A 12,607-nucleotide genomic window follows, 5' to 3' on the forward strand; every position below is an offset into this window, starting at 1 on the left:
GGAGCTTACGTACTCTTCTCATCCGAGGGATCCTGTTCTTGTCCCAGTCCTTGCCTAGCACGTGTATGAAGAAAAACCTAATTGAAGAAATGTAGGTGTTGATAGTTCCGGCGGATAGCCCTTTCTTTTGCCTGAGGTACAAGATGTATTCTTGAACATCTCTTGTCACGGCTTCGTCCGGGCTCTTGTCCCTTGCCCGCAAGAACTCGTTGAATGCGATTATCCGGCGAGCATACGACTCTCGCGAGGACGCTGGCGTTCCCTTTAACTCAAAGTATAACTCGAGCTCCTTACTGATGTTAAACATACAAAACCCTCCTAAAACGTAATGCCACCCCGGTCATTACGCTTAGGAGGATCTCTCGGCTTACAGTTGACGTGGCAGAAGGGCGACAGTTGTGGTATGATCATCATGCGAAAAGACTCCCCTTTGTATTGTTTTGTTTGGCGATTAAACAATACCACAAAAGGGGTTGCCTTTTCGTTTTATTCTTTTAAGTTAAGCTATCGCGACAGCGATTTCGTTCTTCTTTTTGTCGCAAAATACCGACAAAAAGAACCGTCCCCGCTGTCGCTGACTGCGCAACTAAACTCCTTGTTTCTCTCTTTATTACTCTGTGTCCTCTGTGGTTAATAAACGTTACTTGCCTCTTGCGTCTTACATCTTGCTTCTTGTCTCTTGCCTCTTGTCTCTTGCCTCTTGCCTCTTGCCTCTTGCTTCTTGTCTCTTGCCTCCCTGTTTCTTAGCAAACGAAAATATTGCCTTGTCACCTGTCTTTCTCCATGGTATAATTTCCGAGTAGTCTCCGAAAAGAGGTGAATCAGCGTGAAAGAGAAAATTCATCCCATTTACCATAAAGCCCTAGTAACCTGCGCCTGCGGTGCAACGTTTGAGTCGGGTTCTGTGAAGAAACAGTTGCGCGTTGAGCTCTGCTCTAAGTGTCACCCCTTCTTCACTGGCAAGCAAAAGTTTGCCGATGCCGGCGGTCGTGTCGATCGTTTCAAGAAGAAGTACGGGTTAACGGAACAGTAAGACACCGTGAAGCAGAGCGATGCGCTCTGCTTCTTGTACCTTAGCGAGGAGGTATGGGCGTGGCAGGCAAAACCGTGGGCGGCCAAGCCGTCATGGAAGGCGTCTTGATGCGCGCACCCGAGGGTTTGGCTATTGCGGTCAGGCGCAGCGACCAGACTATTAGCGTCACCAGGCGCAAAACGGCCTCCTCTGTATCGCGCAGCCGCTTTTTTAGGCTGCCTATTGTGCGTGGGGCGGTAGCGTTAGTCGATACCCTAGTCATCGGCCTTGACGCCCTGATGTATTCGGCAGCGGAGTCAGGCGATGAGGATCTGCAATTATCTAAGGGCACACTTGGTCTTACGGTGCTAGCGGGGGTAGCGCTCGCGGTGGGGCTATTCTTTCTCTTACCAACAGTGCTCGTTCGTCTTCTAGGCTACAACGTGTTGCACCCTGTAGCGGCTAATTTGACCGAGGGGGCCATTCGCTTACTTATTTTCGTCGGCTATATTTCGGCCATCTCCGCTTGGTCTGAACTGCGGCGCTTTTACCAGTACCATGGTGCCGAACACAAGGTCATTGCCTGTTACGAAGCCGGGGAAGAATTAACCGTGGCCAATGTCAAGAAGCACTCTGCCCTGCACCTTAGGTGTGGAACAGCTTTTTTGCTCATAGTCATGGTTCTTAGCATGCTATTTTTCTCTCTCTTTGGCTGGCCCAGCCTCATAGTGCGTGTAGTGCTGCGCATATTATTTTTGCCGCTAGTTGCCGGCTTAGCCTATGAAGTAATAAAATTTTCTGCGCGTAGTACTAGTCGCGTTTGGCGTCTAGTGATGTGGCCGGGGCTACTGCTACAGCGCTTAACCACGCGCGAGCCGGATGATGCCCAAGTAGAGGTCGCTATCGCCGCCCTTAAAGCCGCGCTAGAGCCCGCCAACTAACTGACAAACCACAGACCAGAGGTGTAAGAATGATTGAAAAACTAAGAGCAATTAAAGAGCGCTACGATGAGTTGACCGCTCTTGTCAGTGACCCTAGCGTTATCGGCCGCCAAAATGAGTGGCGTGCCTTAATTAAAGAACGCGCTTCTCTCACCGACTTAGTCACCGCCTTCGAGGAGCTAGACAAAGCCATGAATGAGGTGGCGGAGCTTAAACGGGCCTTAGAGGGCCAAAACGACCCCGAGTTTCGCGACATGCTCGAAGCCGAGGTGAGGGTGCAGCAAGAGGCTTCTCTGCGTTTGCAGGCCGAGATAAAAGTCTTGCTCCTGCCTAAGGACCCGAATGACGACAAGAACGTCATCGTGGAGGTGCGCGCCGGGGCGGGTGGCAATGAGGCGGCACTTTTTGCCGGCAATTTGTACCGCATGTACACGCGTTTTGCCGAGCGCCAAGGTTGGAAGACAGAGCTCATGTCAGCGTCCCTAAGTGACCTCGGCGGCTTCAAAGAAGCCATCTTTATGATCGAAGGCAAGGGCGCTTACAGCAAACTTAAATTTGAGAGCGGTGTGCACCGCGTGCAGAGGGTGCCAGACACCGAGGCGAGTGGGCGCATCCATACTTCTACCGCGACGGTGGCCGTGCTGCCCGAGGCCGAAGAAGTAGATATCATGATTGACCAAAACGATTTGCGCATCGACACCTTTTGTTCGAGCGGCCCCGGTGGGCAGTCCGTAAATACTACTTATTCCGCAGTGCGTATCACCCACTTGCCGACTGGCATTGCCGTCAATATGCAGGACGAAAAATCGCAAACCAAGAACCGCGACAAGGCCATGAAGGTCTTGCGCGCGCGTCTTTTAGAGGCAGAGCAAAGCAAGCGCGACGCCGAGCTGACTGAAGCAAGGCGCGGCCAAGTAGGTAGCGGCGACCGCAGTGAGCGCATTCGCACCTATAATTTCTCGCAGAGCCGTGTCTCTGACCACCGCATCAACCTCACCACCCATCGCCTCGACGCCATTCTCGATGGCGACATCCATGAGTTAATTGACGCCCTGACCACGCACGATCAGCTCGAGAAATTGCAGCGGTCATAATGGGCGCTAAGTCATCCTTAACCTGGCAAAGTATCTTTCGCTGGGGCAGCGCAGAGCTTTCGTCGGCGGGGGTAGCAGACGCCGCCTGGCAGGCCGAAGTAGCCCTGCGCGCTGTGCTTGGCATAACGCGGGCCGAGTTTTTTGCCGCGCCGGAGAAGCTCATAGCGCATGATTATGTGCAGTGCTACCAGACCGATATTGCGCGTCTTGCCGCGGGGGTTCCCCTGCAATACCTCCTCGGTCGCACCGAATTTTACGGGCGGGAGTTTATACTAACTCCCGCTGTGCTTATTCCCCGCCCCGACACCGAAATATTGGTCGAGGTGGCGCTCGCAAAATTAGCTCATCTCGCGAGTCTCTATAGCGAAGAGCTCGAGGTGCTCGATATGTGCACCGGCTCTGGCTGCGTGGGCCTCTCCCTCGCCGCTTCGGGTTACAAGGCGCGCCTCACCCTGACCGATGTGTCTCCTGCCGCACTAGAGGTCGCCGCCACAAATACCCGCCACTTAGGTCTAGCCGACAGGGTTTTGCTGCGCGAGGGTAGTCTGTGGCAGCCCGTACAGGGCCGCAAGTTTCACCTGGTAGTAAGTAACCCGCCCTATATTCCGAGCAGAGAGATCGCTACTCTCGACCCTGCAGTACAAGAGGAGCCGCGTCTCGCCCTAGATGGGGGGCCAGATGGGCTAGAATTTTACCGCCACATAGTTGCACAAGCCCCTGCCTTCCTGCATCCCGCAGGGTGCCTCGCGGTAGAAATCGGTGCTACGCAGGGGGCCGACGTAGCGGCAATGTTCAGTGCGGCGGGTTTTGGCGAAATTACCCTCTCCCAAGACTTGGCCGGCCGTGACAGGGTCTGCGCTGGCAGGCGGTGTTGACAAAGCCACCTACTAGGCGTAGAATTAAACCCGAGGGAATGCCTCGGGTTTTTTAGTATCTAAGAAGGCTATCTTAATCAGAATAAGGAGTGGGGTCATGCGCCTATCTACCAAGGGGCAGTATGCCGTAAGGGCCCTAGTTGTCGTGGCCTTGCACGGAGACAGCGGCCCCGTGTCACTGCGATTTATTGCCGAGAGAGAAGATATTTCGGAGCAATATCTCGAGCAGATTTTTATGGATCTTAGAAGAGCAGCCTTGGTGACAGGCATTAGAGGCGCGGGCGGTGGCTACATACTGGCCAAAAGCCCGGCGGAGATAACCTCGGGCGACATCGTGCGCGCGGTCGAAGGCCCCATTCGTCTTGTTGATTGCGACCACAATGGCCCTTGTGAAAGAGTGCATGTCTGTGTCACGCGTGAGCTTTGGTCTCGCGTGTCGGCCAGCATGAGCCAAGTTCTCGACGACACAACTCTAGCCCACTTAGCCGCTTGCGCGACAGAAAAAATTAGTCAGGAGGTGCGCTAATGCAAAGAGTGTATTTTGACCACGCCGCAACAACCCCTGTTCACCCCGAAGTTATCGCCGCCATGCTGCCCTACTTTCATAACAGCTTTGGCAATCCGTCTAGCATTCATAGCTTCGGCCGCGAGTCACGCCAAGCAGTTGACAGCGCCCGCGAAAGGGTGGCCAAGGTGCTAGGCGCCTCACCTAGAGAAATCTACTTTACCTCTGGCGGCACCGAAGCGGATAATATCGCTATACAAGGCGTAGCTCTCGCCAAAAAGGGCCAGGGGCGCCACATCATAACTTCCCAAATCGAGCATCATGCCGTACTAGATGCCTGTAAGTACTTGGAGACCCAAGGTTTTGCCGTAACTTACCTGCCGGTCGACGAGTATGGCCGTGTGCGCGTAGAGGACGTTTTGGCGGCGCTTCGCCCCGACACTATTCTTATCACTATAATGCATGCCAACAACGAAGTCGGCACCATACAGCCGATCCGCGAGATTAGCGCCATAGCGCGAGAGCACAAAGTAACTTTTCACACCGATGCCGTGCAGACTGTAGGCAGCATTCCTGTTAATGTCGACGACCTCGGCGTCGATTTGCTCACCTTGTCCGCCCATAAGTTCTACGGGCCTAAGGGCATAGGCGTGCTCTACATTCGCAAAGGCACGAAGTTAAAGCCCCTCTACCATGGCGGCGGGCAAGAGCGCAAGTTCCGGCCCGGCACCGAAAATCATGTGGGCATTATCGGCCTAGCCAAGGCTTTAGAAATAGCCGCTGCCGATATGACCAGTAAGCAGGCCGAAGTAGCGGCCCTGCGCGACAAACTCATGGCGGGGCTCTTAGAAATACCCGAGGTCAAGCCAAATGGCCACCCCACAGAGCGTCTGCCCGGCAATGTCAATATCAGCATTCGCTATGTCGAAGGTGAGTCGCTCATCCTAAGCCTTGACATGCAGGGCGTAGCCGTCTCTAGCGGCTCAGCCTGCACCTCTGGCAGTCTCGACCCTTCGCATGTCTTGCTGGCCATGGGCTTAAGTCATGGCGAGGCGCATGGCTCGTTGCGCCTGACCTTAGGGCGCGACACTACCCCGGCGGAAGTGGACTATGTGCTCTCTATACTGCCACCCATCGTCCTGCGTCTGCGCCAGATGTCACCCCTTTTCCACAAGAGATAACAGTAAGAAACAGGGTTGTGCTTTGCACCCCGAGGAGGATAATTATGAGTAGTTACAACGAAAAGGTCATGGACCACTTTAAGAATCCGCGCAATGTTGGGTCGCTTGACGACGCCGATGGCATAGGCGAGGTCGGCAACATCAGCTGCGGCGACATCATGCGCATCTACATTAAAGTCGACCAAGACGAGCGCATCAGTGACATTAAATTTCAGACCTTTGGCTGTGGGGCCGCCGTCGCCACCAGCAGTATGGTCACGGAGCTAGCCAAAGGCAAGACCTTAGACGAGGCGCTAAATATGAGCAACAAAGATGTGGCCTCTTCGCTCGACGGCCTGCCGCCGGTGAAAATGCACTGTTCAAACCTAGCCGCCGACGCCCTGCATGGCGCTATTAAGAATTATCGCGAACGCAAGCACGCCTAAGTCCCGCACTGATCCCCTCCGCCTTGTTGCGGATGGGGATTTTACTTTGTGGTCAGAAAAAGATCCCTCTCCGTGGTGAAGGGTAGGAGCCGATTTCAACCACAGAGTACACAGAGGCGTGGAAAAGAGAGGAACAAGGAACGAGCACATCTAACTTAACTCAAATGTACTTAACTCCTTGTTTCTCTGTGACCTCTGTGTACTCTGTGGTAAAAAACGCGCCTTCCCCTCTCTAACCTCTAATTTCCAATCTCTAACCTCTAGTTATGTACTCTGTGGTAAAAAACGTGCTTTCCCTGCTCCTGCTTCTTATCTCTTGCTTCTTGCCTCTGGTACTCTTCTGTCTGGCAATGTGCGCTCTTGTGCTTTATACTGAACAAGAGACAAGTTAGTGAACCGGTAGTTCGTTAGTTTGATGCGTCGTGGCTAATGGCAGATTAGCGAACCCGTGGCTGCAAGGCCCATATATTTCACCGGATTGCCAACACTATCCTTGTGTTGGTGCTATTTCCGTGATAGTATAGTTATCACAGTGTCAAACTGTCCCATCTATTCCTGCTAGTCCTTTAATAAGGAAGGGGGGTCTCGAATGTTACCCTAAGGTGCAACTTCAGCGGCTAGTCAGGGTCTTTTAGGGTAGTCGGAAAACGTCCCCATTAAAAAGTGCGATGTCCCCTCCTCGAGAATCTTACTCAAAACGACTAGCGCATAGCCTAGAGACGTACATATAACGACTGTAACGCATTTTCTACGAACATGAGAGGGAGGACTAATCCATGAGGAAAATCATTTTTGTGGTTGTACTCTGTTCTTTGCTACTGCCAAATGTCGCGCTAGCCCAAGCGCATGAAGCCAGTCCAACCGACTCTTTAATGTCTCCAATTAGTCTGATAACAAATAGCGCCAACTATGATGTAAGAGAATTGTCTTTTATAGCGATAGATAATCTTATTGCTATAAAAAAGAATACAGAGATGAGCGCGGAGCAAGTTGTCCAAAGTGAGAATATCAAGAATCTAACTGAAATAAGACAGTTCATTAAGAATTTGAACCTTAAGGACTTAGGACAGGGTCACCTTGAGCTAATCTTACTAGAGGAACTAAAGGATCTTGAAACAAAAAGCGGGTATATCGAGCGCTATAGGTTTTACTCTCCCAAAACAAACATGGAGTTAACGGTAAGCTCTGTGAGTAGTCCGACATACTATGGCACATATAGCAATCATGAGTTTAGAAATTTCTTTTCTGTATACACTGATGCCTACCAAAGGCATTCTTATGACTCTAATAAGCATCAGCAATGGGCCCAAGGAATTATTGATTTCGCATTAATCTTTGCCCCCGTGCAAATCAGTATTCCATATTGGGCCTTGTCTCTAGCAAACAGGAATGACATAATCACATTTAGAACTGAGAGTATTAGGCATGATGGATCAGACGAAGTGACAAGACATTACATTACCATTCAAGACATATATAACATAATGAGAGCCGGGAGCAATCAATACTATGTAACAATAGTCGATGAAGCACGGGTGAATACAACTGATGCAGTGATCGACTTTGCATCTCCAACTAAACAAACTGCTGTGGATAATATTTCCTTTATGACGGGAGTCTACTGCTCTACCTGGTCAAATTCAACAATTTCACAGATAGTTAGAGGATACAATCAGTTTTACTACGATCCCGGCGCTCCAACATACAATCTGGTAGGTAGATTCTCTATACCTTGGCAATAGCTATGAAGTATGCAAAACTAGTAATTATGCTGGGCATCATTTTATGCACTTGTGCTTTGTATCTCCTAATGCAAAGCACAAGTGTTAATCATGCGTTAAAACTAGCAGCCTACACTGATATCATCAAACTAGAGATCTCAGTGCTTAACCCTCCATATAATTCGCCAACATACGGAGTTAAAGAGCCCTATGATATCTATCGCATTATGCGCATTCTCGATGAGGCCATTTTGATACCTGCATTTGGCAATAATCGCAGTTGGAGAACTCGCCCATTTGAGTCTTATGAGATACTGATTTATACCTCAGATGATTGGTATAGTTATGTGAGAATTTATGGCAATAAGTACATCGGTATTGAGGGACGTGTTTATAGAATTATACGCAAGAGTGATGTTTCCAAGATATATGGGATTATTACTGCGGGCGGCAACTAGGAACTTCAGTCTGACAGCGCGCCCCGCCATGTCGCTAGCGTTGTGCGCTCTTGTGCTTTATACTGAACAAGAGACAAGTTAGTGAACAGGTAGGAGGGAATACGCTGAAGTTTAAGTTTGTGCTGCTACTTGCCCTCCTGGTTCTTTTGCCGGCCGCCTTTCTCTACGATGCCACTTTGACGCCGCCACAAATTTTATACGACGTAGTAATTCGCGGGGCAACCATAGTCGATGGCTCGGGGGGGCCAGCTTTTCGCGCCGATGTCGCCCTCAAGGGTGAGCACATCGCCATAGTTGGCTCCGTGCCGATTCGCTCCGGCAAGAAAGAAATAAGAGGCGCGGGCTACATACTGACCCCCGGCTTTGTCGACATACACTCCCATGTCGACTCTACCATCCGTGCTCACCCCGAGGCCTTAGCCGCCTTGCGGCAAGGCGTGACCACCGTCTTAGTCGGTCAGGACGGACGCTCGCGCCAGAACATCGGCCAGTACCTAGCCGAAATCGAGGCCCTGCCTAATTTAGGCGTTAACTTTGCTACCTTGCTTGGACATGGTCTTATGCGCCACAGCGTAGTAGAGCTAAGAAGCAATATCACCCCAGCTGAGCTCGCCACCCTGAGCGCGATGGTCACGCGTGCCATGGAGGAAGGCTCTTTTGGGTTGTCTTCAGCGCTTGAATACTGGTACAATGCCCCAGCCACGATTCCGGAGCTAGTTGCGCTAAATAAAATTGTGGCGGCACACGGCGGCGTATATATTACCCATGTACGCGACGAGGCCGCGCAAATACTGCCCGCTATAGAAGAGGCCCTAGCAGTCGCCAGAGCGAGCGGAGTCGGTACCAGCATCACCCATTTCAAGGTGCGCTGGCGCGAAAACTGGCCTCTGCAAGACTTAGCCATCAACCTCATCACCGAGGCGCGGCGCGCGGGCCTTAATGTCATTGCCGATGCCTACCCCTACCTAGCGCCCGACTTCGCCACCTCTTGGCCGCTCCGCCTACACGCCCACCGCGACCCGCGCGACCTGCTCTTAAAGCGCACCACTCACCCCTACGGCACCAAGTATCTAGACACCACCTTGAGCGATATCGCCGCACAAGAAGGCCTTACTCCAGCGCAAGTTATAGACAACCTCTTGCGGCATGACGCCGCGCTTGGTGTTAACCCTCGCACTGAAACCCTCGTGACGGGGCTACTTATGTCCGAAGAAAACCTGCGCAAAGTCTTAAGTGCCCCTTTCACAGCCATTGCGTCAGATAATAATGCGCCCCCCATTACGGGCAGCATTGCCACTCACCCGCGAGGCTTTGGTACTTTCCCGCGTTTCTTGGCCAAGTATGTGCGCGACGCTAGGCTACTCACCCTCGAAGAGGGTGTGCGGCGCATGACAGGTTTGCCCGCCACCTTTATTGGGCTCACTGACCGCGGCTTGGTCAAAGAGGGCTACCGAGCAGACCTAGTTATGTTTCGCCTCTCCGAGGTAGAAGATTTGGCCACATTTTCGCGGCCGGAGCAGTTTCCCACTGGTATCGACTACGTCTTTGTTAATGGCGTGCCTTCGGTAGTGGGTAGTGAGTTTACCGGCAACACCGGTGGGCAGGTTTTGCGGCGCAACAGGCAGCAAGCGCCGCTGCCCTAAAAGCGCAACTGCCACGATACCCCTTGCAACATAAAGCCCCCGCAGCCCAGGTGAACTGAGCTACGGGGGTTGTTTTAACTTTACTGGCCACTCTATTCTGGCCACTCTATTTCGGGGCATCGCCCTCGCCTAGCAGCATTTCGCCCACCATATGCACATCGCCCGCCCCCATGGTTATCAGCATTTCATCCGGCTGTAGGTGGGTCGCTAAGTAACTAGCGGCTGCGGCGAGAGAACCACAGTAGCGCACATTAGCGTGCACGAGCGAAATTTGCGCCACCAAGTCTAGCGAACTCACCCCGTAAATGTCTTTTTCGCGCGCGGCGTAAATAGGGACGATGATTACTTCGTCGGCCTCGGCGAAAGACTTGGCAAAGTCGCTGAGCAGAGACTTAGTGCGGGTATAAGTGTGCGGCTGAAATACGGTAATAATGCGCCCCTTGGCAATATCTCGCGCCGCCGAAAGGGTCGCGATAATTTCTGTCGGATGATGGGCATAGTCGTCAATTACCGTCGCACCGTTAAAACACGCCTTTAACTCAAAGCGGCGGTGCGTGCCGACAAAAGTGCGCAGGGTCTCGCTCATGCTAGCCCAAGGTAGCCCCAAGTAATCTCCTACCGCTAGGCAGGCCAAGGAGTTTAAGATGTTATGGCGGCCATTGACTTTAAGGCACACCCTGCCTCTGTACGTGCCCCTCGCATAGACATCAAAGGAGCTACCCCCTTCGGCTTGTAGTGCAATATTAGTCGCGAAGTAGTCGCCACCCTGCATCAGACCATAGGTAACAGCTTGGCAAGGGGTAAACTTAAGAATCTCCCGTACATTGGCATCGTCATGGCAGGCCACGAGTAGGCCATCTGGCGGCAGCACCCCCACAAAGCGCCGAAAGGCGGCGACCACATGGCTGAGGTCACCGAAGTAGTCAAGATGGTCCGCATCTATGTTTAGGATGATGCCCACGTGCGGCTTTAAGGCCAAGAATGTTTCTACATACTCGCAGGCCTCCGCGACAAAAAACTCGCCCCCGCCCACTTTAACATTGCCGCCTAGGGCGTCAAGCTCGCCCCCGATCAGTACCGTAGGGTTCTTATCCGCCTGCTCGAGCATTAGCCCAAGCAGCGCCGTGGTCGTCGTCTTGCCGTGTGAGCCGCTTACCGCAATGCCTACCTTAGCCTCGCCCATAAGCGCACCTAAAAACTCCGCACGGCTTAAAACGGGCACGCCCATGGCGCGCGCCCTTACTAGCTCAGGGTTATCTGGCTTAATGGCGGCTGTGTAGACGACCATGTCTGCCCCCTCCACATAGGCGCTCGCATGCCCTTGGTAGAGGCAGGCGCCCCTCTCGCCCAGCCGCGCCGTGAGCGGCGAGTGCTTAAGGTCAGAGCCGGAGACCTTGTGGCCGCGTTTTTGCATAATGAGTGCCAGCGCGCTCATCGAAATGCCGTCTATGCCAATAAAGTGAATGTGCTTAGGCTTAAACAAAGGACTAACCCCCTAAGGTTGTGCATTCTAGCTTGTCGTGACCGAGCGTGTATTATACTTCGCGGCAAAAAGTTAGCCGCAGGTAAATTGCGTATTCGAGAATCTAGAGTATACTATTAACGTAATGGCTGTAGTTTTAGGAGGTAGCGCATGTCACCAATTAACAACAAGAGGCTTTTAAATAACTTTCTCGCCTTAGTGCAAATTGATGCCGAAACGACCAAGGAAGGGCGCATCGCCAGCGAAATCACCCGACAGTTTAAGGAGCTAGGTTTTTTAGTATACGAAGACCAAGCCGGAGAAAAAATAGGCGGCGACGCGGGCAATCTAATTATTAAGCTCCCCGGCACCCTACAGAAACCCGCCATCATGCTCTCGGCCCATATGGACCGCGTCTCGCCCGGCTTAGGCATAAAGCCTGTGGTACGCGACGGGGTAATCTATAGCGATGGCACTACTATTCTCGCCGCAGACGATTTGGCAGGGGTAGCGGGCATTATCGAGGCCGTGCAAACCCTGCTAGAGAGTAAGTTGCCGCATGGCCCAGTCGAAATCGTCCTCACCGTCGCCGAGGAAGGCGGGCTCAGGGGTGCTAAGAACCTCGACTACGCGGCTGTGTCTGCCAAGATGGGCTTTGTACTAGACGGCGGTGGCCCGGTGGGGTCGATTGTGATCGAGGGGCCGGCGCAAGACAGAATCAAGGCTACGGTTAGGGGCAAAGCCGCCCATGCCGGTGTTAACCCCGAAGACGGCGTAAACGCCATCGTGGCTGCGGCGGCGGGCTTGTCGCGCATGCAGCTTGGTCGTATCGACTACGAGACGACGGCCAATATCGGCGTTATCAGCGGTGGAGCCGCAACAAACATTATACCAGACATGGTCGAGTTAAGGGGAGAAGCCCGTAGCTTAAACATGCAGAAGTTAAAACAGCAGTCAGAGCATATGCGGCAGGCCTTAGAAGAAGGCGCCACCGAGCGGGGAGCCGTAGCCGAAGTTGCTATCAGCCGCATGTACAACGCTTTTTCTCTTGCACCCGAGGCAGAAGTGGTGCAAATTGCCAAAAGAGCGGCCGAGAGCATTGGGCTTACACCATCCTTAGTCTCGTCGGGGGGCGGCTGTGACGCCAATATCTTTGCCCAGTTTGGCATTTCTTGCGTCAACCTAGGCATGGGCTACATGAAGGTGCACACCACCGAAGAATATATCTCGGTCGAAAACCTAGAAAAGATAGCCGAGTTGACCCTAGCTATTATCGCGCAGCCCTAACTG

12 protein-coding genes and 1 pseudogene are annotated in these 12,607 nt (G+C 52.6%); 11 read left to right on the forward strand and 2 right to left on the reverse strand.

What is annotated here, in order from left to right; genetic code table 11:
• Positions 1–307: phage integrase N-terminal SAM-like domain-containing protein (locus tag KGZ92_05535; protein ID MBS3888751.1), on the reverse strand; the 307-nt coding region annotated here is incomplete at its 3' end.
• 519 nt (positions 308–826) lie between these two features.
• Between KGZ92_05535 and rpmE the strand changes: the two genes are divergently transcribed.
• The 10 genes and pseudogenes from rpmE to KGZ92_05585 all read left to right on the forward strand — a co-directional run bounded on the left by rpmE (position 827) and on the right by KGZ92_05585 (position 9,855).
• Positions 827–1,033: a 50S ribosomal protein L31 gene (rpmE, locus tag KGZ92_05540; protein ID MBS3888752.1), complete on the forward strand. Its 207-nt coding sequence runs from the start codon at positions 827–829 to the stop codon at positions 1,031–1,033.
• A 59-nt stretch (positions 1,034–1,092) separates the two neighbouring features.
• Entirely contained in the window at positions 1,093–1,953 is an 861-nt protein-coding gene (locus tag KGZ92_05545; protein ID MBS3888753.1) for a DUF1385 domain-containing protein, read from the forward strand.
• A 29-nt stretch (positions 1,954–1,982) separates the two neighbouring features.
• Positions 1,983–3,047, forward strand: coding sequence for a peptide chain release factor 1 (prfA, locus tag KGZ92_05550; GenBank protein MBS3888754.1), 1,065 nt, complete (start codon positions 1,983–1,985; stop codon positions 3,045–3,047).
• On the forward strand, positions 3,047–3,922 hold the full coding sequence (prmC, locus tag KGZ92_05555) for a peptide chain release factor N(5)-glutamine methyltransferase (GenBank protein MBS3888755.1): 876 nt from the start codon (positions 3,047–3,049) through the stop codon (positions 3,920–3,922). Before prfA ends, prmC begins: the two co-directional genes overlap by 1 nt.
• 97 nt (positions 3,923–4,019) lie before the next feature.
• Positions 4,020–4,467, forward strand: a pseudogene (locus tag KGZ92_05560) (RrF2 family transcriptional regulator).
• The gene (gene nifS / locus KGZ92_05565; GenBank protein MBS3888756.1) at positions 4,448–5,608 is read left to right on the forward strand and encodes a cysteine desulfurase NifS; all 1,161 of its coding nucleotides are present in this window, start codon (positions 4,448–4,450) and stop codon (positions 5,606–5,608) included. Before KGZ92_05560 ends, nifS begins: the two are co-directional and overlap by 20 nt.
• Before the next feature lie 44 nt (positions 5,609–5,652).
• Positions 5,653–6,033: a Fe-S cluster assembly scaffold protein NifU gene (nifU, locus tag KGZ92_05570; GenBank protein MBS3888757.1), complete on the forward strand. Its 381-nt coding sequence runs from the start codon at positions 5,653–5,655 to the stop codon at positions 6,031–6,033.
• Positions 6,034–6,809: 776 nt separating this feature from the next.
• On the forward strand, positions 6,810–7,775 hold the full coding sequence (locus KGZ92_05575) for a hypothetical protein (GenBank protein MBS3888758.1): 966 nt from the start codon (positions 6,810–6,812) through the stop codon (positions 7,773–7,775).
• Positions 7,766–8,212, forward strand: coding sequence for a hypothetical protein (locus KGZ92_05580; protein ID MBS3888759.1), 447 nt, complete (start codon positions 7,766–7,768; stop codon positions 8,210–8,212). The genes KGZ92_05575 and KGZ92_05580 overlap by 10 nt, the downstream gene beginning before the upstream one ends.
• A 119-nt stretch (positions 8,213–8,331) precedes the next feature.
• On the forward strand, positions 8,332–9,855 hold the full coding sequence (locus KGZ92_05585; protein ID MBS3888760.1) for an amidohydrolase family protein: 1,524 nt from the start codon (positions 8,332–8,334) through the stop codon (positions 9,853–9,855).
• 106 nt (positions 9,856–9,961) lie between these two features.
• Here the strand turns inward: KGZ92_05585 and murC are convergent, their stop codons facing one another.
• Positions 9,962–11,290, reverse strand: coding sequence for a UDP-N-acetylmuramate--L-alanine ligase (gene murC / locus KGZ92_05590; GenBank protein ID MBS3888761.1), 1,329 nt, complete (start codon positions 11,288–11,290; stop codon positions 9,962–9,964).
• A gap of 198 nt (positions 11,291–11,488) precedes the next feature.
• On the opposite strand from murC, the gene KGZ92_05595 reads away from it, so the two are divergent.
• Positions 11,489–12,604: a M20/M25/M40 family metallo-hydrolase gene (locus KGZ92_05595; protein ID MBS3888762.1), complete on the forward strand. Its 1,116-nt coding sequence runs from the start codon at positions 11,489–11,491 to the stop codon at positions 12,602–12,604.
• The last annotated feature ends 3 nt before the right edge of the window (positions 12,605–12,607 follow it).

This window comes from Bacillota bacterium (genome assembly GCA_018333655.1).
Classification (GTDB): Bacteria; Bacillota; UBA994; order UBA994; family UBA994; genus BS524.